Below are 21,073 nucleotides of genomic sequence, written 5' to 3' on the forward strand. Positions count from 1 at the left end.
GCCTTATCTCTTTAATTGGCGTAAACGGGGTGAGATACCGCTTTGTTCACTAGTTGTGAAGTTCGTGTGCCCCGTGCCTTATAGCGATATTGCTTACCGGTACGGGTTTCATTTTCAGCCCGGCTTTCGCCTGTTTTAATGGCTTTTCCACGTTTACGTTGAATTTTGATCGTATCAAGACACATAGTTATCACTCCTGACTAACTTAGACATGCCTGAGCTATTCGCCCGCGGTCGTTAAACCGCGCATATTGTATAGCCCGGGATGATAATCCTTACTGCCGGTTTGTCGCTCAGTTTATGCTGACTGGCGCATCCGGAAATTCATACTCACTGTTGATAAAGCACATTTCAGACCAGACTGATTTTTGACACATGCCTCATTCTCCTGAAACGCCCGTATGGTCAAGCTTTGAGCAAAATCATCTGGTATAACATCTTTCCTCAAACTGGATTTTTAACCGCGAATAAAGGATGATAGCGGCACTTTCGAATGTAAAATTGGCATAGCAGTGTGTATGCCTTTACCATTTTTCTATTACCAGGACTTAGGGAACTTCTATGTATAAATTGGTACTTATCCGTCACGGCGAAAGTCAGTGGAATCTGGAAAACCGCTTCACTGGCTGGCACGATGTGGATTTGACTGAAACCGGCGTTGCGCAAGCACAGAACGCGGGTAAACTGATGAAAGATGCAGGCTTTGAGTTTGACATCGCTTATACCTCTGTACTGCTGCGCGCAATCAAAACACTGAACATCGCGCTGGAAGAAATGGGACAGCATTACCTGCCTGTACAACGCCACTGGCGTCTGAACGAACGTCACTACGGTGGCCTGACAGGTCTGGATAAAGCAGAAACTGCAGCAAAACACGGTGAAGACCAGGTGAAAATCTGGCGTCGCAGCTTCGACGTACCACCTCCGGCAGTTGAAGAAAGCAGCGAACACTTCCCTGGCCATGACCGTCGTTACAGCCATGTTGATCCAAGCATTCTGCCCCGCGCAGAGAGTCTGGCGCTGACCATCGACCGCGTACTACCTTACTGGCACGACGTTATCCGTCCTACCATTCAGGATGGCAAACGCGTTGTTATTGCCGCTCACGGTAACAGCTTACGTGCACTGGTTAAGTATCTGGACGGTATGTCAGAAGAAGAAGTGCTGGAACTGAACATTCCTACCGGTGTACCTCTGGTATACGAACTGGATGCCGATCTGAAACCAATTTCTAAAGAATACCTGGGCGACCCTGAAGCGATCAAAGCGATGATGGATGCCGTTGCCAAACAAGGTAAAGCGAAGTAATTCGTATCTATTATGCACACGCTGAAAGACAGCGTGTGCCTTATCTTCATTCTTAAGCTTTTCTTAAGTTTCTATCTGTATGATTCCATCTGATTCGCAGTACAACGTTATGTTGAAGAGGAACTCAGTTGGATCTTTCTGTCATTATTCCTGCCAAAAATGAGCAGGACAATATTGCCCCTCTCGTTGAAGAAATTATTCAGACTCCCGGTCTGCAATGCCTTTACGAAATTATTTATGTTGATGATGGCAGTACTGATGACACCGCCGGCAGGATACTGGCTGTGAGCAGAACTGCTTCTGTGCCTGTACGACTCATCCGGCACAAACGCTCTGTGGGACAAAGCACCGCCATATTTACCGGCGTAGCCCATGCAAGTGGAAAACTGATTGTCACCCTTGACGCTGACGGCCAGAACAATCCTGCTGATATACCCGCCATGCTGAAGGCCGCTGCTGCATTTTATGATTCAGAACATTTCTGTATCGCCGGTTACCGCAAAGCCCGTAAAGATACAGCCTGGAAGCGATTTCAATCAAAAGTCGCCAACAAGATTCGCAGCTCACTGCTTGGTGATGACACACCTGATACCGGATGCGGGCTGAAAGTTTTTCCCGCAGAAACATTCAGACGCCTGCCGTATTTTGATCACATGCACCGGTTCTTACCTGCCCTCATCCGCCGGATGGGCGGTAAAATTGTTGTCATTGAAGTCTCACACCGCGACCGTCAAACCGGTACATCCAAATACAATATGCTGGGCCGTCTGGGTGTAGGGATAGTGGATTTATTTGGTGTGCTCTGGCTGCAAAGACGCTGCAAACATGCGGACATCATCAGTGAATAAGCCAGAGGGAAAATTCACTGTGTCGCAAATCAAGCCAGTCTTACTTAAGCTTTTTTTTGTTATGCTGATAATCTGTGGCGTGAGCTATGCCATTGATGTTCTGCCTGTTTTTTCCGAATTTAATCAGCAGTGGATTGATGCGCACACCCGCAATAACGGCCTTAAGGGTGCTTTGCTGTTTTTAGTAGTTGCTGTCTGCTTACTCTCTGTCGGCGTGCCGAGGCAAGGTGTTGCCTTTCTCGGCGGCTATGCATTCGGGTTCACTGAGGGCTTTGTGTATTCCACTATTGCTGCAACAGTGAGCTGCTCCCTTTGCTTTCTTGTCTCACGCCTGTTTGCCCGGAAACTTGTACAGCGATTGTTCCCGGTAAAAATTATCAGGATCAGCAGCTTCCTGTCCGGCCAGACCTTTTTGAAAGCCTTTGTGATTCGCTTGCTACCGCTGGGTAACAACTTAATTACCAATGTAATAGCCGGAGTAACGACGGTTAAACCCCTCCCTTTCATTACAGGATCTGCATTGGGTTATATGCCGCAAATGGCAATCTTCGCGCTGATGGGTAAAGGTATCGTCGTACAGTCAGGCTGGAAACTCGCTTTCAGTGTGTGCATGCTGGGTGTCTCAATGCTGCTCAGCATCTATCTGTACCGCCGCTATAAGGCAGATAAAATGTTGAATGACTCTTCGCCCTCCTGTCCGGCAGAGTCAGCTCACAGCAGTACGTCATACAAGGCAGAGGTAAAGTAAATCATGTGCAGCGCAAAAGTGGTCTCTCAGCCATCAACAGCATGGCTGGCGCATCCTTACTTACCCTGGCTTTTCTTTTTGTTCGCAGCAGTGCTTATACTGGCCGGTACCGGTTTACGCTCGCCGTGGCCCGCAGATGAGCCCAGGTTTGCCCTTATCGCAAAAGAAATGGTGGAGTCGGGACAATGGCTCTTTCCACTACGGGGCGGCGAGTATTATCCGGATAAGCCCCCCGTCTTTATGTGGTCTATCGCGGTGTTTTATGCGCTTACCGGCTCACTGAAGCTGGCCTTTCTGCTTCCGTCCGCCCTCTGCAGCTTACTGACTTTATTTTTGGTGTATGACCTGGGAAGCCGGTTATGGAACAGGCAAACCGGTCTGGTGGCCGCAGCAACTTTGTTGTTCAGTTTTCAATTCGTCTTGCAGGCAAAGTCTGCACAAATTGATGCGATGGCGACATGCTGGATTACCCTCGGTTGCTACGGTATGTTGCGCTTCATGCTGACAGAGCGACGCTGGCGCTGGTACTTCACGGCGTTCTTTTTCATGGGGGTGGGAGTAATAACCAAAGGGGTTGGATTTCTGCCTGTATTCATGCTGATCCCTTATGCGTTATATGTTTTCAGGTTTAAGCAAAGCGGACCGACTTCTTTACGTGATATTGGCAAATGGATCGCCGGCCCGGCGATTATGCTTGTCACTATCGGATTGTGGTTAGTTCCTATGTTACTGGTTGTCGAAAGCAGTCATGACCCGTTGCTGCAACAATATCGCGACAACATCCTGTTCCGCCAGACAGTCACCCGTTACGCAGACTCATGGCACCATATCAAACCATTCTGGTATTACGCGCTCAATGTGATACCCGCATTCTGGCTGCCCTTAAGTGTTGCATTACCCTGGTTGGTCCCGAACTGGACAAAAGCACTCCGTGCCGGTGACGGCAGAATACTTATTCCGCTGGGCTGGGTATTGCTGGTTTTGATTTTCTTCAGCATCAGTCCGGGCAAACGGGGAGTGTATATATTGCCGGCACTTCCTATGCTGGCACTGATTGCCAGCCCATACGTTACAGAGATTGTAAAACGTAACGGGTTCAGCAGGTTAATCACCGTTATCATCAGCGCACTTTCTCTGGTGTTGCTAACGGCAGGTGTTGCCGGACTTGCCGGTGTCGATAAGTTACTCACATTGCAGGAAAAATTTGAGGTTACGCCCTGGTGGTGGTTTATCTTAACCGGCAATTGCGGACTGGCGACCCTGCTTTTAGTTCGCGGAAAGAATACTCCGTTGCGCTGGCCGGTTTTTATGTCCTTATTGTGGGTATCATGGAGCACATGGGGATATGTGCTGCTGGAAAATGTGAAAACACCGGTTAATGTTTACGACAATATACGGGCGCACCATGGCGATAACATCGAAGTCGGTCTGGTAGATTTTGCTGAGCAATTTATATTATTTTCGCCCTATCCGGTTACTCATTTTGGCTTTCACACACCGACTGAAAAACAACTGGCCAAAGCGTACGAATGGCTGGAAGACAACCCCTCACGGTTTGTGCTTACTAGCAAAAATAATTTGAAGGGGCTGTGTTTTGACTCTGAGAAAGCAGAGCCTGCCGGTTATGCGCACCGGAACGAGTGGGTTTTATTGTCGTCTGACAGCAAACTGGAGCAGTGTACAATTTCCGCTGAAGGGATCCCTGAATACCATTACCGGCCGGCAACCAGGTAATGCCGGTTACCAGAAACTGTCAACCACACTCAGAATTGCCTGCCAGGCAGGTTTTACAGACGGATAGGTACCATCCCGGCGTAAACCGTTGTGCTGGCGGTTTGTCAACATGATGACAATCAGGCCATCGTCAGGCCGGAACATCAGTTGAGTACCGGTAAAGCCGGCATGACCGAAGCTTTCCCGTCCCTCCCCGTCTTCGTAACGCCAGAAGCCCAGCGCCTGACCAGTATCGTAAGGCGTTTTAAGAAACGCTGCCAGCGTCTCAGGCCCGGTCAGCATGGCATTACCATAACCGCCACCATTGAGCAGCGTCTGGCAATAAATTGCAAGATCCGGCAGAGCAGAAAACAGACCGGCATGACCTGCCACACCTTCAAGTGCGTACCAGGCGTTGCCGTCGTTTGCCTCACCGGTTAGGGTGTAATCACGGTAGCCATCAAAATTGCGCTCAAACGGCGGGTTTTCTACTACCGGGTATGGTGTGGAAGAACTTACCATGTGTTGCTCGTAGGGATTGCCCTGCGATGTGGCGGCGATATTATCCAGCCAGCTTTCCGGTGGTAAATAGCGGGTTCTGTTCATGCCCAGTGGCTGATAAACAAACGAGTATACGTAGTCGTTAAGCGGCATTTTGCTGATCTGTTCAACGATTTTACCCAGTAACATAAAACCGATATCAGAATATGCCCGTTTTTCAGCAATCCCGTAACGTCGTGGCAGCGACGCCAGCCAGGCGAAGACAGAACCACGGCTTTGCCTTTTGTGCAGCCAGAGTGGTTGCCACTCCCATAAGCCGCTGCGGTGGGTCAGCAGTTGCTGCACAGTGATGCCGGCTTTATCTGTTTGACTGAAGCCGGGCAGCAAGTCGCCCAATGTGTCGTCCAGTGACAACCGGTGTTCACTGACCAGATGCATCACCGCAGCAGTGGTAGAGACCACCTTCGTCACGGACGCCAAATCAAAAACCGTGTCTGCCGTGACCTTGCGGGGAGATGACAGCGAATGCAGACGCCCGGAGTTCATTAACTGATACTGCGCCATACCCTGTCCCGCGGAATACAGCACCTTACCCTGTCTGGCGACAAGGAGAGCAACGCCGGGAAACAGGTGCTTATCGGGGTCAGTGCCAATAAATGGCTGCATCGTTTGTTGCAATGCCTTTCTCTGCGTGGCGGTTAATCCTTCTTCCGGTATTTCAAATTCCAGTTCCGGATAGTCTACCGACACCGCTACATCGCCGGTTTTCACCTGTACTGACAGTGCATTTTCACCGGTTTTCACCGCATCTTTACTGGTCAGTATATATTGCTCATTTTCAGCCGGATCCAGTGTACCGTCAAAGACCACCCGGTCATTCACTTTAATGCGCGCTTCGCTGACAACAGCCGGCATAATACGCAATCTGGCGTGGTCACCGGGCACTGAAAATACACCAGTGAGAGGTGTTGAGGTAGCTTCAGACTGCAATACCAGTTGCCCCTGCAACTGTGCGGCATGGGCTGACACACTGGTCGCCATGCCGATAACTGCGGCTTTCAGAAACGTCCGGAATGGTTTAGTCATGAGCCCCGGGCGTGCCTACCTCGTCCAGAGATACCGGGATCCCGCCCTGCGGCTTTAACATGCCGGTAAGTACTCTCACCAGGCTGTCCATCGTGCCGCCAGTATAGGGCGCGTCAGGTTCATCAGACAGGGCATACACATTGGCGTTATAAGTCGCCAGCACCGCATCGCTGAAGGTATTCAGTTGCATGGCGTCGTAAGGCATCCGCAAATACACCAGGATACTGCGTTTTCCTGTTTCTTTGACTTGTTCGAGTAATGAAGGCAATAAAGCCTGCGCCTCATCAAACCCCATGATCTGCTTTGTATTAACATCCATATCTTCCATACCGCCCAGTTCTACCAGACTGGGCGCCGGTGTCATGCTGCCAACCACAACTGTATCTGCCTGCGCCATGGCACTGTCCAGCGAAGGCCTGTTAAGTTGCTGCAAGCTCATGCAGGTAACCTGCTGCTGCGGACGGTACAGTGACATGTGATAAGACACCGCACGGCATACGGTTTCCTCCGGCATGAGAACCAGTACGTTACCGGTTTCCGGAATGATAAAGTCAGCCGGTTTGCCTTTAACAACCGCAATGGCAGCATCAGCAAGTAACTGAGCTCGCAGCTTGTTGTCTGCCAGAGAAGCCGCCAGTTTTTCAGGTGAAGGGGTAAAATGTGCAGCCAGCCCGAAGTCAGCTTTTGTTTTCCGGATCCTTGCGGCAGATTCTGCAATTAACTCTCTGTCGAGCTCACCCTGCAATACCTTTTGTGTAAGGGCATCGAGTAATTCATTGAATGCGCGGATACCACTGTCACTGTGGACCGGCAGTGGCATCACGACGATATCCGTTCCGGCAGAAAACGAAGCCGCTACGGCATCAGTCTGGTCAAAGAATTTTGCGATGCCGGCCATGTTCATGGCATCAGACACGATGAGCCCTTTAAAACCCAGCTCATCACGCAGGATCCCGGAGAGAATTTTTTTCGACAATGTCGCCGGCTTAATTTGTGGCTGACCGGACTTGTCGTTGAGTTTACTGTCATCTAATTGCGGATACTGAATATGTGCCGTCATTACCATGGCCGGCGACGCCTCACGGATAATCGTTTTAAACGGGTACAAGTCCACCGCATCAATCATTTCGCGGCTGTGATCGACCACCGGCAAAGCCAGATGGCTGTCTGTGTGAGTATCACCATGGCCGGGAAAGTGCTTCAGTGTGGCCAGAATGCCCTGCGACTGCATGGCTTCAACCTGCGCTTCGCCGGCTTGCGCCACCACTTTCGGATCCTGCCCGAAAGAACGCACGTTAATGACAGGATTCGCCAGATTGGCGTTTACATCCACATTGGGAGCGAAGTTGGTATTAATACCTAACAGCTTAAGCTCCTGCGCCATGATTTCAGCGCTTTCACGGGCAAAGCGGGTACCATGTTTTCCGATGGTTGCGCCAATCGCCATATTGCCGGCAAAGTCAGTTGTGAAGACCCGCGGAGTTCTGAATACACGCCCCCCTTCCTGATCAACGGCAATAAACAGCGGCTCTCCGTCACTTTTCCCCGCCGCAGCCTGCTGCAAATCGCTGGTCAGCGAGGCAATCTGGCCTGGCCAGGATAAGTTTTCACTGAACAAAATGACGCCGCCCACGCCGGACTCAGCGACGAAGTCTTTTAACTCCTGCGGTAAAACCGTAACCGGCTCGCGGCATTTTTCTTCGTTGCCGGCACAAAAATAGCGGAAGTCAGGCATGAGTTTTTGCGCAATATCGCGCCGTATACTTTGCGTATCAGAGTCAGCAGTCATAGCATTAGCAGGAATCAGGTTAAGGCAGCTTAAGCATACCGCTATTTGAAAATATCGTCTGCTCAAGTGGCGGATTAGTGGCATAGAATATCTTTACCCCGATAGTCAGTAATCGTAATTCAGGAATTGGCTGAGAGATTTTTTATCTCATGTTACATTTTTGATCAAGAATATTTTATTTTTATATGCTAGGTTTGTCAGGTTTATTTCGCCCTGAAACCCGCTTCCGGATAAGCAGTATAAAACGGTTTCCGGCACCCTGTACCGGCACAAATACCTAACCGGCAAAAGATGATAATGAATAAATTTATTGAACGCCTGTACCATATTGGTAGCAAACCACAGCGAAAAATTCTCGGACTAATGAGCGGTACATCGCTGGACGGCCTGGATATCGCGTTGTGTAACATCACTGGCTCAGGAAAAGAGACTGAAGCCCGTATCGAGAGGTTTATGACTGTCGATTATGACGTCAAATTCCGCCAGGCAATTCAACGTGTATTTGCAAAACGGGATGTAGACTTGCAGGAAGTCACATTACTGAATGCGTGGGTAGGCGAATATCATGCGTCTTTAATCAATAAAGCACTGAACCAGTGGCAAGTGGATAAAGAAGCTATCGACTGTATTGCCAGTCACGGCCAGACCATTTATCACTGCCCGCGGGAACAGCACGGTTTGCCTGAATACGGCAACGGTACATTACAAATCGGCGATGGTGACCGGATTGCTACAGGCACCGGCATTATTACACTCTCTGATTTTCGTCAGAAACACATCGCCGCAGGTGGTGAAGGCGCGCCACTGGCGGTTTACGGAGATTTCCTCGTGTTCAGCCACGACCAGGAAAACCGTGTTTTACTGAACATCGGCGGCATCGCCAATTTCACCTGGCTGCCCGCCGGTAATCATCCCGCCGAAGTATTCAGCACCGATATCGGCCCGGGCAATACCATCATTGATGCCTTTGTATCCCGGCACTATGCACGGCAGCGCTTCGATAAAGACGGCGCCATCGCATTGTCAGGAAACGTGAATGAAAACCTGCTGAATGAGTTGCTGCGCCATGATTTCTTTTCCTGTCCGGTACCAAAAACCACAGGACCTGAGGTATTCAACCTGGATTATCTGAATCAGGCACGATTACGCAGTCAAACCCTGTACATTCCTAACGAAGACGTTGTAGCAACACTGACAGCTTTTACCGCTAAAGCGATTGCTCACGGCGTTATCATGACTGCCACCAGCACGTCAGCGATAACGGTGTACGTGAGCGGTGGCGGCGCGCGAAATAAAGCACTCATGGCAGCTATCGCGGATGAACTGCCGGACTTTATCAGTCTTAAAAATTTGTCTGAACTGGCCATAGATGCCGATGCGAAAGAAGCCCTGCTATTTGCCATTCTCGCCAATGAAACGCTGGCCGGCAGCCCTTGTTTTGAAGGCAATCTGTTCGGTATTCCCAATACCAACATGGGGAAAATAAGCCTGCCGTAGAAGATTGTTCAGCACCGATATACGCCAGCGCGGGTTTACGGGTAGCAGTGTGACAGGAAAAAGAGCGTGCCCGGTGAAGGGCACTGAGCATTTGCTGCTCCTTTATCCGATATTTTTTCCGCGCATACGCTGCAACGTACCGTCTTTATCTATGATGTGATGTTTAAGTGCCCCCGCCACATGAAGAATGATGGCTGCGATGAGCAGATAGCCCACAATTTCATGCACTTCACCTGCCGCCTCTGAAAGGCCTTCGTTTCTTGGCAGCACATCCTGAGGATTAACGGGGTCATGGTTAGCGGGAATTAAATCAAACCCGAAAAACGGAACGTTATGCCCGCCCATCGATGACATGATGATGCCGGACACTGGCAGGATAAGCGTACCGAGGATCAGTACCCAGTGAATCACACCGGCCAGCATATGCTCCCACGCTTTATAGTCTCCCGCCGGCACCGGCCAGCCATTTTTCACCCGCCATACGGCACGGGCAAAAGCAAATACCAGAACGACCACGCCGAAAGACTTGTGTAATGGATACAGGCTGTAGTCATGATTCTCTGTCATGTAAATACCGACAGCTAATAAAGCGATCATCAATATCGCCACTATCCAGTGAAGAGATACGGTGATTTTACTGAACTGAAACTTTGAATCTGCACTCATGGGCTTTCCCATCCTTAAATTTTAGGGCCTGAGTTAAACCGGACCGGGCGGTCAAACACGCGACTAAAGTATGATATATAACGCATATTTATACCTATAATAATCACTTTAAAAGCATGGGAATAGATAAATTTCATTCTATTTCAGTTAATTAAGTAAAACTAAACTTTTGACTAACTCACATAGCTGGCGAATAAAAGTACCATAAATATGAATACTAATAACAATGCGCGAGAAATGAGATGTTAGCTCTTAAGTCTACATACGAAAAAGAAATCGCCGGATTAACACAGGCAATAAGCGAGCATAAGGCTTTTTCTGATACGGTCAAAAGGCATAACGCTTATATAATCTTCACCCCCGACGGCAACGTTTTAGAAGTCAATCAGATTTTTGCCAGTATTTTTGGTTTTCAAAGCAGTGACCTTATCGGACAACATCACAGCTCCCTTTGCTTCAGTGAACTGACGAACAGCACCGCATACGCTCAGTTCTGGCGGGATCTTCGGGATGGCCGTGCCCAGTCCGGACAGTTTCATCGCAAGCACCGCAGTGGCGAAGGTGTATGGCTGGAAGCATCCTATGAGCCAGTGCTGGATGAGAGTGGCAACGTAACCGCAGTCCTAAAAATCTGCCACGACATCACTCAGCAAAAAGAAATGGCCGAAGCCAACAAAGCGATTTCTGATGCCCTGGACCGTTCAATGGCAGTGATTGAATTTACCCCGGACGGCACAACCCTTAACGCAAACGGGAATTTTCTGGCCACCGTGGGCTACAGCCTGAACCAGATTCAGGGCCAGCATCACCGCATGTTCTGCTACGAAGATTTCTACATCGACAATCCTAATTTCTGGGACATTCTCGCAGCGGGCAATTTCCAGTCCGGCCAGTTTAAACGCAAGAATGCAGCGGGCGAAGTGCTGTGGCTTGAAGCCACGTACAACCCCATTTATTCCGCTGACGGTAAAGTCTATAAAATTATTAAATTTGCCTCAGACATCACTCAAAAAGTGATTGAACAAAGTAACATTGCCAGTGCATCAGAGCACGCGGTGTCGATTTCAGAAGAAACGTCACAAATTGCATTACGAGGAACAGAATCACTGACCAATTCCGTGGGTGTATTTAACGCCACTTTGAAAGAAGTTGATCAGGCAAACGTACTGATTGAGCAACTGACTGCCCAGTCAGCCAACATTGAATCCATCGTTTCTACCATCCGCAGCATTGCTGACCAAACCAACCTGCTGGCGCTGAATGCGGCTATCGAGGCAGCCCGTGCCGGCGATCAGGGACGTGGCTTTGCCGTGGTAGCAGACGAAGTACGCCAACTGGCTAAACGCACCAGTGACTCCACGGTAGAGATTGAATCGGTAGTAGGCGAAAACAAAGGTCTGGCGCAGCAAGCCAGTGAGAAAATGACCGAAGTGAAATCCAAAGTTGACCTGAATGCTGAGCAAATCGGCAGTGTGCAGGCTGTGATGGATGAAATATATCAGGGTGCGGTAAGCGTAACTGAGAACGTTGCCCGTATCATGAACCAGTAAGTCCAACCGACTAGGGGCAAGGACGCCCCGAACTTCGGGACGCCATACCGTATGATTACGATGTGTTATGGTGCCATGTGGATCACAGAACGGATGCTCTTCCCTTCGTGCATCAAATCAAACGCTTCGTTGATTTCTTCCAGTGGCATAGTATGGGTGATGAAGTCATTCAGAGCGAATTTACCCGCCAGATAATCTTCAACAATACCGGGCAGTTGCGAACGACCTTTCACGCCGCCGAATGCAGTACCACGCCATACACGACCGGTCACTAACTGGAACGGACGGGTTGAAATTTCCTGACCGGCTCCGGCTACACCGATGATCACTGATTCACCCCAGCCTTTGTGGCAACATTCCAGTGCTGAACGCATCACATTCACGTTGCCGATACATTCAAAAGAATAGTCAACGCCGCCATCGGTTAATTCAACAATCACTTCCTGAACCGGCTTGTCATAGTCTTTAGGGTTGATGCAGTCAGTCGCCCCTAATTTCTTGGCCAGTTCAAACTTGGATTCATTCAAATCGATACCGATAATACGGCCTGCTCCCGCCATGGTTGCACCGATAATGGCAGATAAGCCAATACCGCCCAGTCCAAAGATAGCAACGGTGTCACCTTCCTGAACTTTCGCCGTATTGAGTACCGCGCCCATACCTGTGGTCACACCGCACCCCAGCAGGCACACTTCTTCAAGTGGCGCATCAGGATTAACTTTAGCCAGCGAAATTTCAGGCAGAACCGTGTACTCGGAGAACGTGGAGCAACCCATGTAATGATAAATTTGCTTACCATTACAGGTGAAACGGGTTGTACCGTCAGGCATCAGACCTTTACCCTGAGTTTCACGTACCGCGCTGCATAAATTGGTTTTACCTGATGTACAGAATTTACATTCTCCGCACTCTGCGGTGTAGAGCGGGATAACGTGGTCGCCCACTTTCAGAGAGGTTACCCCTTCGCCAACTGACTCAACAATACCACCGCCTTCGTGGCCCATGATGGCAGGAAATACGCCTTCGGGATCCTCACCCGACAGAGTAAATGCGTCGGTATGACACACGCCTGTGGCAAGAATTTTTACCCGCACTTCACCCGCTTTCGGCGGTGCAACCTGAATTTCTTCAATAGACAGCGGCGCTTTCGCTTCCCACGCTACCGCGGCTTTACAAGTAATTACGTCAGCCATGTTGTTTTATCCTTTATTCGATGTGTGTCGGACTATTCTAAACAGTCGCAGTTATGTAACAATATACGCAATATGAAAATCACTTTTTCATAAATGCAATAATAGACCTATTTACCAGCAGGGCTTTATGAACAGAGACGGTATTGTTGAATTTGTGGCTGTTGTTGAGCAGCGCAGCTTTACGCTGGCAGCGAAAAAACTGCGTATCTCTACTGCAAAAGTAAGCCGCCAGGTCAGTGCACTGGAAACCCGTCTGTCATCGAGGCTGTTAAACCGCACCACCCGTGTGGTGACGCCGACAGAGCTTGGTCAGCAGTTCTATCATCAATGCCGTCACATTCTCGACCAGCTTGATGACGCAGAACGCTTCGTCTCCGAACAACAGCTCACTCCTTCAGGCAAACTCATGCTTACTGCCCCCGTAACTTACGGTGAGCGGATCATTGCACCGGTCGTTAATGACTTTCTTACGCTGCATCCCCGCATTGAGGTCAGCCTGAATCTGACAAATCAGGTTGTGGACTTAGTACAGGAAAACTACGATCTGGCTATTCGTCTTGGTCACCTTGAGAGCTCATCGCTGATTGCCCGCCGGTTAGGCTCGCGGACGTTATTCACCTGCGCCTCACCGGAATATTTTGAGCAGCATGGCCTGCCTCAGTCGGTGGCCGACCTTGCCAGGCATCAGTGCATTGCCGGCACATCGGCCCACTGGCAATTTAATGTAAATGGCAGAGTTGTCACCTACCGGCTTCCAAACGCACGACTGCGTTGCAACAGTGGCGTAGGGATCCGTGATGCTGCCCGTAAGCACCTGGGCATCATTCAACTGCCTGATTATTACGTCGCTGATGATATCGAATCAGGCCGCCTGAAAGTGATACTGCCGGCACAACAAATCGATGATGACGGGATATGGGCGGTATACCCGCAAACCCGTCATGTATCAACCAAAGTCAGGTTGTTGCTGGACTATCTGATTACCCGCTTAGGCCCCGGCGCGTAAATCGGCACCGCAGGGCCGGCTTTGCCGGTTCTCACCTTATGCCGGAATTGCCGGTTCGGGGCTTTCAGGTTCTGGTTCAGGGGGCTTTCCTGTAATGCTGGCAATAAGGTCTGCCGCATTTTTCTGACGGAATGCCCGATACTCTTCCCAGTCAAATGACTTCAGAAACGCCACAGCCGCATCACAGCCATTTACAATCAGCTTTTCTTTGTCTTCCGGCGACATATCAAAGTCGAGCCAGCCAATGTCTGTTGTATCAATTTCCTTCACCACCCGGTTGTAATCTTCAAAATGCTCATGGCGGTATTCTTTATCAGTGTTGCCTTTGGCAATATCCACCACATTAGAGATAAAGTTCAGCAGCGAAGAGTTGTCGAAGCGATCTACATCAAAGCCCAGCTTGGCACCGAACGTGGGCATTGAAGGCACCTTGCTGGGTTTCGCGTGAAATTCGTCAAAGGGAAAATTTGATAACAAGCCACCATCGACGAAGGACACCGACTCGCCATACTTCTGAGGGTCTTTCAGTGTCACCGAAAAATCCCGTTGAAGCCGGTCTTTCACATCGCTGTAAGGGGGGATGTCAGTCAGCGTGAAGGGATCAAAAAAGATGGGAATAGACATGCTGGCACGGGCAAAATCTGCAACGGGCGCATCGTTTTCCGGGCGGTAGAATAAATCGGCGTCTTTAGGAAAGGTCACCTCAACACCCACGGCCATACAACTGGCTTTTACTGCCAGTCCGCCGAACGGGGCGGATTTATCATATGCGAACCGCGGCGGATGGTTCAGAGTAACCGTTTCCGGCAGTGTCCATTTGGATGCCAGACCGGTGAGATGAGCCGCGCCGAAAGGCTTCAACACTTTTCGTTCCATCCAGTCGTAAAAGGTTTGACTGGGGTTTAACCCCCGCTTTGCTGTCAGCCGTTTGTAACCGGAAATCACACCCTTCGTCCAGCGCCAGCCTTTGCTGAACATGTTACCGCCACCGGGATTCTGCACCACATCCCTGACGGCATTAGGTCCGTCGACAAAACTGAAAAATGCCACTTCATCCAGCACATCTGCAATCGCCATGGTTTTAGGCTGATCAGGCGTACCGGCTGCACTCAGCCCTATCGCATTGATTGCACCGGCAGACGTGCCGGCTATTTTACGAAAACGGATATTGCACTGTTCAAGCACGTAGGTATAACCCACGAGACCAAGCCCGAGCATGCCGCCGCCTTCCATCACAAGGTCGACGAAATAGTACTTTTCACCGTCTTTTTCGAAATATACATCTGACCAGGCTTTGCTTTTCAACTCAGCCGGGATTGAATAGGCCGACAATATGTCCTTCACAGACTTAGCCGGTATAGTTTGCGCGTTCATTACAGCCTCCCTGTCCATAATTTGTTCAACATGCTAACGCAGGGTAGGATTAATGCAATGGTCATTCTGTACTAAGCCAATACCATTTATGAATAAAACCGTCTCTGAGATTGAATTAAGACACAGAACCCTGCGTTTACCCCACGGTGAAGATGCGCCACTGATTGGTTCAAAGCAGCACTACCGCGAAGAACTGAAAAAGTGGCAGAAAAAACTGCTGCATGTTCAGCAGGCCATTTATCACCAGAAAAAACGGGCAATTGTGGTTTTCGAGGGCTGGGATGCATCCGGTAAGGGCGGCGCCATCAGGCGTCTGACCGGCCATCTGGACCCCAGAGGGTTTGCCGTGCACCCCATTGCAGCGCCCACCGCTGAAGAACAGGGACGACACTATTTATACCGGTTTCAGACAAGGTTACCCAAGCCCGGCCGTATCGCCATTTTTGACCGTTCCTGGTATGGCCGGGTACTGGTAGAAAGAGTGGAGCAACTGACACCGGATGATGCCTGGCAACGGGCCTACCGGGAAATCAATGAGTTTGAACGGATGTTGTCTGATGACGGTGTCCGCATCATTAAGCTGTTTTTACACATCTCACCCGACGAGCAGTTACGCCGGTTCGAAGAGCGGCTGCATAACCCCTACAAACGCTGGAAGCTCACAGAGGAAGATATACGCAACCGCAGTAAGTGGTCTGATTACGCATCAGCCACCGAAGACATGTTTGATGAAACGGATACCCGCCCGGCTCCCTGGCATCTGATACAGGCAGAACACAAATGGTATGCGCGGGTGGAAGTTTTAAAGAAGGTTGTGAAGGCATTGCGAAAAGGCACCGACATTACACCACCGCCACCGGATGAGAAACTCATCCGTCTGGCAGAGCAAAAATTGGGGATAAGCGTGCCGGATACAGTCACGCCGGAGCCGCAACAGTCAGAGCAGGATAACTAAAACGTCAGCTTGTATTTCTCAAGCTGGTAATAGTAAGGAAGCGCTTGCTCACAAACTTCCTGTAATGTCTCTGAAAGTACCGGTACGGGTTTCCGTGCCGCGGCTTTAAGCCCGGTACTTGCCCACACCGCATTGTACCAGTGCTCTGCCCAGACACCGTCAGCTTTGTTGCCGCCAGCCGGCCAGCTGAGCATGCCCGCATCGTAAGGTATGCCGATGGCTTCACACAGCGCCTGCAGCCCCGTAGCCGGGTCGGTCAGCAAATCGTCACTGTCAATCACCACCGGCGGTTCGCCGTTCAGCGTCATCTGGCGGTTAAATAACTCCGCCTGCTGACGGATGCCGATATCATCCAGTACCGGCTTTTCCCGTTTTTCATTGTAACTGGCAATCACCCTTGCCGGATGACGTAGCAGAAACACGTTAATCACATCATCTGTCCAGGCCAGCGGAAATGCGGGTAACATGTGATGTGACATGTGTTTCTGATAGAAAATATCTTTACCGTCAGGGACCGGACCCAGACATTGCGCAATAACCTCAGAAGCACTCTGTGGTTGCGATGCCAGTATCGCTTCCTGCATCGGGTGCACTTCCCCGCTTTCCTTCAGATACGCCGCGTAAAAGGGCTCGTCAACTACCGCGCAGTCGCTGCGGGCGGCAAACGCATACATCATCGCTGTCGATAAGTTTCTGGGGCCGGACCACATAGCAATACGCATCAGTGTGTCTCCTTAACCAGTTGATAATATGCCTCTCTTATCTGCTGCGTGACCGGTCCCGGGTGCACATCGCCAATTGCTCTGCCATCAATGTGGGATACCGGCGTCTGTGAGCCAAACGTGCCGGTAAGGAAGGCCTCGTCAGCACCATAGGTTTCAACCAGCGAGTAATTACGCTGATGCACCTTCAGTCCAATCCGCTCACACACGTCTATCACTTTCTGCCGGGTGATACCGTTCATGCAGTAATCGCCGGTAGAGGTCCAGACCTCGCCTTTTCGTACAATAAAGAAATTACAGGCGTTGGTGGTGTTTATAAACCCGTTTACATCCAGCATCAGCGCTTCATCGGCACCGGCTTTTTCGGCGGCAATACAGGCCAGTATACAATTGAGCTTGGAGTGAGAGTTGAGTTTAGGATCCTGCGTCATGGGCAGGCCACGCATATGCGGTACAGTAGCCAGCTTGATTGGCCGCGCAATGGACGCTTTGGAGTGCTCACATATGATAACCAGCGTAGGACCGTGCACAGAAAGCGCCGGATGCTGAAACGGCTTTTTCTTTTTGCCCCGGGTGAACATCAGCCTTGCATGTACATCGGTGTGCATGTTATTGGCTTTACGGGTGGCTTCCAGCGCCTCTGTAACCTGCGCCCTGGTCATGCCTAAATCCATGTCGACCACTTTTGCTGCTTCAAAAAGCCGGTCCATATGCTCATCCAGAAAAGCCCATTTGCCGTCGTATAACCGCAAGCCTTCCCAGATGCCATCACCTAACATAAAGCCACTGTCGTATACCGACACTTTGGCTTCGTCGCGGTGAACAATGTCACCGTTCACATAAATGAGAATATCATCATTACGCGCATCTTCCGCTGCGGTGTGGGTAGAGACATCCGCCATACTCATTGATTGTTTTTCCTTTTTTTGTACAGCCAGAAAAACAAAAATACCGGCTGACGACCCGTAAAGTAAAGTCGTACCGCCGGTATTTGCGATGATATTAAGCGATGATTAGTTAAACAGATCTTTCAGCTTGTCTTTGCCTTTCTCCATTAACTTCTCTTTTTCTTCATCGATTTTTTCCTGCACTTTCTCTTTGGCTTTTTCTGCCAGCACTTTTTTCGCTTCTGCTTTTGCCTGCTTGATGGCGTTATCCAGCATCTGATTTACGATAGCCGCACCGACCTGATCAGCCGGTAAACCGTCAGGCTGACCAATGGCACCGGCACTGAACGTTGGCAGAGTGACTTCATACGCTTTCTTATCAATTTTGAAATCACCGGTTTCCAGGTTTTCAAAATTCAGTTTCAGCTTCGCGTTACTCACCGTTACCGCATCCACAATCAGTTTTGGCGCCGGAGCGGAAGATGGGTCTGCAGGCTGGCTGTCGCCCTGAGGCAGGTTAGCCATCAAATTCTTTTTAATGACCATCAGGTTGCCCTGTCCGGATGCGTCTACTTCGTAAAGGATTTCCGGACCGTCTACAGTCACTTCCTGGATGCGGTAAGGCTCTTCGGTAGCCCCGGCGAGATCTAATGTCACACCATCCAGACTGAATGCGTCTTCTTCACTGAATCCGTCAGGGTTTTCTACATCAATGTCAGTGATAGTCAGACGTCCGTCACTGAAAGACAAATCCACAGCCGACACGGTAACCGGCGTAGCCAGATATTTTGTGCCCTGTGTTTCAATTTGTTCGCGGATAAAGTCATTGGCACCACTGGCCAGATAAACCACACCGCCGGCAATCACCACAATAACCAGCAATAAAATAACCAGAACTTTCTTCATTACTTCTCCCTGCATAAATGAGATTAAATACCGCACGGTTCACGGCATTTGCGCGTATTTCCTGTATCAGTGTTTGAACGACTGCTTTACACGGTTTACGGCGTTTAGGTTTTCCATACGACCACTGCCTGTTATTGTGATCACAACACTGCATCAGACAACGTCTTTTTGCAGTCACAAGACTAATTTGAAGAGTAAAGGAAAGCAATGAATAAACTCTCATGGGTGCTGGCATCAGCACCGCTGTTATTTGCTTGCTCCCAGCCGGCAGACAACACCACAACGACAGAATCAAAACCAGCCAGGGCACAACACACTGAGCACCAATCCACGATGGCATCAGGTACGGATTATCACTCATTTTCGAACCCTGACGCGGTGCAGGTAACACATTTGGATCTGGATTTAACCGCAAACTTCGACAACCGTGAACTTACCGGTTCAGTGACGCTGGATTTCGACCGTATTCAACCGGATGCGGACACGTTAATTGTTGATACCCGCGCACTGGATATCAAACAGGTAACCGCAAATGGTAAAGCCGTTGAGTTTACCCTGGGTGAAGAGGACGAAAATCTGGGTTCTCCCCTGTCGATAGCCTTACCTGCATCGGCCAGTGCTGTCACTATCGACTATGTGACATCACCGGAAGCATCCGGCGTGCAGTGGCTTACTCCGGCACAGACTCAGGGCAAAGAACATCCGTTCCTGTTCACTCAGGCTCAGGCCATTCATGCGCGCAGTTTCATTCCGCTGCAGGATTCCCCTCAGGTCAGAGTCACTTACGACGCCCGTATTCATACTCCGGCAAATTTGCTGGCAGTCATGAGTGCGTCGAATGACCCTGATACGCCCCGTGACGGCGATTACAGCTTTACCATGCCTCAGCCTGTACCGTCTTACCTGATTGCCCTGGCCATAGGTCATCTTGAGTTCAAGCCTATGGGTGAACGTACCGGCGTGTACGCCGAGCCTGAAATTCTCGATGCCGCCGCCGCCGAGTTTGAAGACACGGAAAGCATGCTGGAGCTGACAGAAAAAACCTACGGCCCCTACAGCTGGGACCGTTATGACCTGCTGATCCTGCCACCCTCCTTTCCTTTTGGTGGTATGGAAAACCCCCGTCTGTCATTCATCACCCCTACGGTGATTGCCGGCGACAAAAGTCTGGTTTCCCTGATTGCCCATGAGCTGGCGCACAGCTGGTCGGGTAATACTGTGACCAACGCCACCTGGCGGGATTTGTGGCTGAATGAGGGTTTTACCACTTATCTGACTTACCGCATCATGGAAATGTTGTATGGCACAGACCGCTTTAACATGGAAGCGGTTCTGGGCTATCAAAGCCTTGAAGCAGATATCGCTGCACTGCCGGCCAATGATGAAATACTTGCCGTAGATTTACGCGGGCGCAACCCTGACGATGTATTTTCGGATATCCCTTACGAGAAAGGCGCGCTGTTTCTCCGGGAACTGGAGCAAAAGGTGGGGCGCGACAACTTCGACGCTTTCCTGATGCAATACTTTAAGCATTTTGCTTTCCAAAGTATCACCACCGACACCTTCATGGCGTATCTGGAAGATACCCTGCTGAAACAACATGCTGACAAGCTCGACAAGCAGCGTATTGAAGAATGGGTGTTTAAGCCGGGCATTCCTGATGGAGCACCTGTGCCGGCGTCTGATGCCTTTGATAAGGTGGACAGTCAGCGCACTGCCTGGTTAAATGGCGATAAGCCTGCTGCAGACATCAAAACAGCAAACTGGACAACCCACGAATGGCTGTATTTCCTGAATAACATGCCTTCTTCACTGTCAGCTGCGCAGTTAAAAGATCTGGATTCTGCCTTTGATCTTACCAACAGCCATAATAACGAAATTGCGCACAGCTGGCTGATGATTGCCGTACAGAATGAATACAAGCCGGCCTGGCCCCGTTTGCATGATTACCTGGTTGAAATAGGCCGGAATAAGCTGGTGAAACCGCTCTACCGGGCGCTGTCGCAAACACCGGAAGGGAAAGCGTTTGCGAAAAAGGCATTTGAAGAAGCCAAACCCGGCTATCACCCGCTGACGGTACATGCGAATGAAGGCTTCGTAGAGGACTGACATCCTTATTTAGCATTAAATAAATGTCAGAAGGCCGTATCAGCGTAACGTGATACGGCTTTTTTTATCACTTTTGTTCTGAAAACGCCGCCCGTCAGACTTCTTTATAACCAAAGCGAACAAAAACCTTCCCCGATAAAATGTTAAAAACTATAGCCATATGTTTATTTTATGTTAATACTAAGAGTGTACGTTCTTTGACCAGCAGGAGTGTT

General features: G+C 50.0%; 18 protein-coding genes. 9 read left to right on the forward strand and 9 right to left on the reverse strand.

The features are described from left to right. Nucleotides 1–11 precede the first annotated feature (11 nt). Complete coding sequence (locus J3369_RS20070) at nucleotides 12–185, reverse strand: hypothetical protein (protein ID WP_303572246.1); 174 nt, start codon at nucleotides 183–185, stop codon at nucleotides 12–14. A 376-nt stretch (nucleotides 186–561) separates the two neighbouring features. Between J3369_RS20070 and gpmA the strand changes: the two genes are divergently transcribed. From gpmA to J3369_RS20090, 4 genes are all read left to right on the forward strand, one after another. Continuing rightward, nucleotides 562–1,308 (forward strand): 2,3-diphosphoglycerate-dependent phosphoglycerate mutase, encoded by a 747-nt coding sequence (gene gpmA, locus J3369_RS20075; RefSeq protein WP_119502966.1) that lies wholly within the window; start codon nucleotides 562–564, stop codon nucleotides 1,306–1,308. A gap of 128 nt (nucleotides 1,309–1,436) precedes the next feature. Beyond that, nucleotides 1,437–2,156 (forward strand): glycosyltransferase family 2 protein, encoded by a 720-nt coding sequence (locus J3369_RS20080; protein WP_349590306.1) that lies wholly within the window; start codon nucleotides 1,437–1,439, stop codon nucleotides 2,154–2,156. A gap of 61 nt (nucleotides 2,157–2,217) precedes the next feature. Continuing rightward, nucleotides 2,218–2,904 (forward strand): TVP38/TMEM64 family protein, encoded by a 687-nt coding sequence (locus J3369_RS20085; RefSeq protein ID WP_349590308.1) that lies wholly within the window; start codon nucleotides 2,218–2,220, stop codon nucleotides 2,902–2,904. A 3-nt stretch (nucleotides 2,905–2,907) separates the two neighbouring features. Continuing rightward, complete coding sequence (locus J3369_RS20090) at nucleotides 2,908–4,638, forward strand: ArnT family glycosyltransferase (protein WP_349590311.1); 1,731 nt, start codon at nucleotides 2,908–2,910, stop codon at nucleotides 4,636–4,638. Between the two features lie 6 nt (nucleotides 4,639–4,644). On the opposite strand, the gene J3369_RS20095 is transcribed toward J3369_RS20090, so the two are convergent. Together J3369_RS20095 and J3369_RS20100 are read right to left on the reverse strand one after the other, a co-directional pair. Next, nucleotides 4,645–6,204: a serine hydrolase domain-containing protein gene (locus J3369_RS20095; protein ID WP_349590313.1), complete on the reverse strand. Its 1,560-nt coding sequence runs from the start codon at nucleotides 6,202–6,204 to the stop codon at nucleotides 4,645–4,647. Then, nucleotides 6,197–7,993: a glycoside hydrolase family 3 protein gene (locus J3369_RS20100; RefSeq protein ID WP_349590315.1), complete on the reverse strand. Its 1,797-nt coding sequence runs from the start codon at nucleotides 7,991–7,993 to the stop codon at nucleotides 6,197–6,199. Before J3369_RS20100 ends, J3369_RS20095 begins: the two co-directional genes overlap by 8 nt. A gap of 297 nt (nucleotides 7,994–8,290) precedes the next feature. Between J3369_RS20100 and J3369_RS20105 the strand changes: the two genes are divergently transcribed. Then, on the forward strand, nucleotides 8,291–9,490 hold the full coding sequence (locus J3369_RS20105; protein WP_349590317.1) for an anhydro-N-acetylmuramic acid kinase: 1,200 nt from the start codon (nucleotides 8,291–8,293) through the stop codon (nucleotides 9,488–9,490). A gap of 102 nt (nucleotides 9,491–9,592) precedes the next feature. On the opposite strand, the gene J3369_RS20110 is transcribed toward J3369_RS20105, so the two are convergent. Beyond that, nucleotides 9,593–10,156 carry a cytochrome b gene (locus J3369_RS20110; RefSeq protein WP_119502971.1) on the reverse strand — a complete coding sequence of 188 codons (564 nt, stop codon included), beginning with the start codon at nucleotides 10,154–10,156 and terminating at the stop codon, nucleotides 9,593–9,595. A gap of 242 nt (nucleotides 10,157–10,398) precedes the next feature. Between J3369_RS20110 and J3369_RS20115 the strand changes: the two genes are divergently transcribed. Next, nucleotides 10,399–11,706: a methyl-accepting chemotaxis protein gene (locus J3369_RS20115; protein WP_349590320.1), complete on the forward strand. Its 1,308-nt coding sequence runs from the start codon at nucleotides 10,399–10,401 to the stop codon at nucleotides 11,704–11,706. A 65-nt stretch (nucleotides 11,707–11,771) separates the two neighbouring features. Here J3369_RS20115 and J3369_RS20120 read toward each other — a convergent pair whose 3' ends face one another. Further along, on the reverse strand, nucleotides 11,772–12,899 hold the full coding sequence (locus J3369_RS20120) for an S-(hydroxymethyl)glutathione dehydrogenase/class III alcohol dehydrogenase (protein WP_349590322.1): 1,128 nt from the start codon (nucleotides 12,897–12,899) through the stop codon (nucleotides 11,772–11,774). Between the two features lie 127 nt (nucleotides 12,900–13,026). On the opposite strand from J3369_RS20120, the gene J3369_RS20125 reads away from it, so the two are divergent. Beyond that, the gene (locus J3369_RS20125) at nucleotides 13,027–13,905 is read left to right on the forward strand and encodes a LysR family transcriptional regulator (RefSeq protein WP_349590324.1); all 879 of its coding nucleotides are present in this window, start codon (nucleotides 13,027–13,029) and stop codon (nucleotides 13,903–13,905) included. A gap of 36 nt (nucleotides 13,906–13,941) precedes the next feature. On the opposite strand, the gene J3369_RS20130 is transcribed toward J3369_RS20125, so the two are convergent. After that, nucleotides 13,942–15,279, reverse strand: a complete 1,338-nt coding sequence (locus J3369_RS20130; protein WP_349590327.1) for a patatin-like phospholipase family protein — start codon at nucleotides 15,277–15,279, stop codon at nucleotides 13,942–13,944. 88 nt (nucleotides 15,280–15,367) lie between these two features. On the opposite strand from J3369_RS20130, the gene J3369_RS20135 reads away from it, so the two are divergent. Continuing rightward, nucleotides 15,368–16,234 carry a polyphosphate kinase 2 family protein gene (locus tag J3369_RS20135; protein ID WP_349590330.1) on the forward strand — a complete coding sequence of 289 codons (867 nt, stop codon included), beginning with the start codon at nucleotides 15,368–15,370 and terminating at the stop codon, nucleotides 16,232–16,234. Here the strand turns inward: J3369_RS20135 and J3369_RS20140 are convergent. The 3 genes from J3369_RS20140 to J3369_RS20150 all read right to left on the reverse strand — a co-directional run bounded on the left by J3369_RS20140 (nucleotide 16,231) and on the right by J3369_RS20150 (nucleotide 18,749). Beyond that, nucleotides 16,231–16,956, reverse strand: coding sequence for a sulfotransferase-like domain-containing protein (locus J3369_RS20140; RefSeq protein ID WP_349590332.1), 726 nt, complete (start codon nucleotides 16,954–16,956; stop codon nucleotides 16,231–16,233). The two genes, J3369_RS20135 and J3369_RS20140, sit on opposite strands and share 4 nt — an antisense overlap. After that, nucleotides 16,956–17,864, reverse strand: a complete 909-nt coding sequence (locus J3369_RS20145) for a D-amino acid aminotransferase (RefSeq protein ID WP_349590334.1) — start codon at nucleotides 17,862–17,864, stop codon at nucleotides 16,956–16,958. Before J3369_RS20145 ends, J3369_RS20140 begins: the two co-directional genes overlap by 1 nt. 105 nt (nucleotides 17,865–17,969) lie before the next feature. Further along, on the reverse strand, nucleotides 17,970–18,749 hold the full coding sequence (locus J3369_RS20150; RefSeq protein WP_349590336.1) for an AsmA family protein: 780 nt from the start codon (nucleotides 18,747–18,749) through the stop codon (nucleotides 17,970–17,972). A gap of 207 nt (nucleotides 18,750–18,956) precedes the next feature. Here J3369_RS20150 and J3369_RS20155 point away from each other — a divergent pair, with 207 nt between their 5' ends. Further along, the gene (locus tag J3369_RS20155) at nucleotides 18,957–20,858 is read left to right on the forward strand and encodes a M1 family metallopeptidase (RefSeq protein ID WP_349590338.1); all 1,902 of its coding nucleotides are present in this window, start codon (nucleotides 18,957–18,959) and stop codon (nucleotides 20,856–20,858) included. Nucleotides 20,859–21,073 lie beyond the last annotated feature (215 nt).

The organism is Alteromonas sp. NFXS44, from assembly GCF_040148705.1.
GTDB lineage: Bacteria > Pseudomonadota > Gammaproteobacteria > Enterobacterales > Alteromonadaceae > Alteromonas.

What these genes read in the sequence shown, in the direction of transcription:
- J3369_RS20070 (WP_303572246.1), bottom strand. Translation starts at nt 185, where the DNA reads ATGTGTCTTGATACGATCAAAATTCAACGTAAACGTGGAAAAGCCATT.
- gpmA (WP_119502966.1), top strand. Translation starts at nt 562, where the DNA reads ATGTATAAATTGGTACTTATCCGTCACGGCGAAAGTCAGTGGAATCTG.
- J3369_RS20085 (WP_349590308.1), top strand. Translation starts at nt 2,218, where the DNA reads ATGCTGATAATCTGTGGCGTGAGCTATGCCATTGATGTTCTGCCTGTT.
- J3369_RS20090 (WP_349590311.1), top strand. Translation starts at nt 2,908, where the DNA reads ATGTGCAGCGCAAAAGTGGTCTCTCAGCCATCAACAGCATGGCTGGCG.
- J3369_RS20095 (WP_349590313.1), bottom strand. Translation starts at nt 6,204, where the DNA reads ATGACTAAACCATTCCGGACGTTTCTGAAAGCCGCAGTTATCGGCATG.
- J3369_RS20100 (WP_349590315.1), bottom strand. Translation starts at nt 7,993, where the DNA reads ATGACTGCTGACTCTGATACGCAAAGTATACGGCGCGATATTGCGCAA.
- J3369_RS20105 (WP_349590317.1), top strand. Translation starts at nt 8,291, where the DNA reads ATGAATAAATTTATTGAACGCCTGTACCATATTGGTAGCAAACCACAG.
- J3369_RS20110 (WP_119502971.1), bottom strand. Translation starts at nt 10,156, where the DNA reads ATGAGTGCAGATTCAAAGTTTCAGTTCAGTAAAATCACCGTATCTCTT.
- J3369_RS20115 (WP_349590320.1), top strand. Translation starts at nt 10,399, where the DNA reads ATGTTAGCTCTTAAGTCTACATACGAAAAAGAAATCGCCGGATTAACA.
- J3369_RS20120 (WP_349590322.1), bottom strand. Translation starts at nt 12,899, where the DNA reads ATGGCTGACGTAATTACTTGTAAAGCCGCGGTAGCGTGGGAAGCGAAA.
- J3369_RS20125 (WP_349590324.1), top strand. Translation starts at nt 13,027, where the DNA reads ATGAACAGAGACGGTATTGTTGAATTTGTGGCTGTTGTTGAGCAGCGC.
- J3369_RS20130 (WP_349590327.1), bottom strand. Translation starts at nt 15,279, where the DNA reads ATGAACGCGCAAACTATACCGGCTAAGTCTGTGAAGGACATATTGTCG.
- J3369_RS20135 (WP_349590330.1), top strand. Translation starts at nt 15,368, where the DNA reads ATGAATAAAACCGTCTCTGAGATTGAATTAAGACACAGAACCCTGCGT.
- J3369_RS20140 (WP_349590332.1), bottom strand. Translation starts at nt 16,956, where the DNA reads ATGCGTATTGCTATGTGGTCCGGCCCCAGAAACTTATCGACAGCGATG.
- J3369_RS20145 (WP_349590334.1), bottom strand. Translation starts at nt 17,864, where the DNA reads ATGAGTATGGCGGATGTCTCTACCCACACCGCAGCGGAAGATGCGCGT.
- J3369_RS20150 (WP_349590336.1), bottom strand. Translation starts at nt 18,749, where the DNA reads ATGAAGAAAGTTCTGGTTATTTTATTGCTGGTTATTGTGGTGATTGCC.
- J3369_RS20155 (WP_349590338.1), top strand. Translation starts at nt 18,957, where the DNA reads ATGAATAAACTCTCATGGGTGCTGGCATCAGCACCGCTGTTATTTGCT.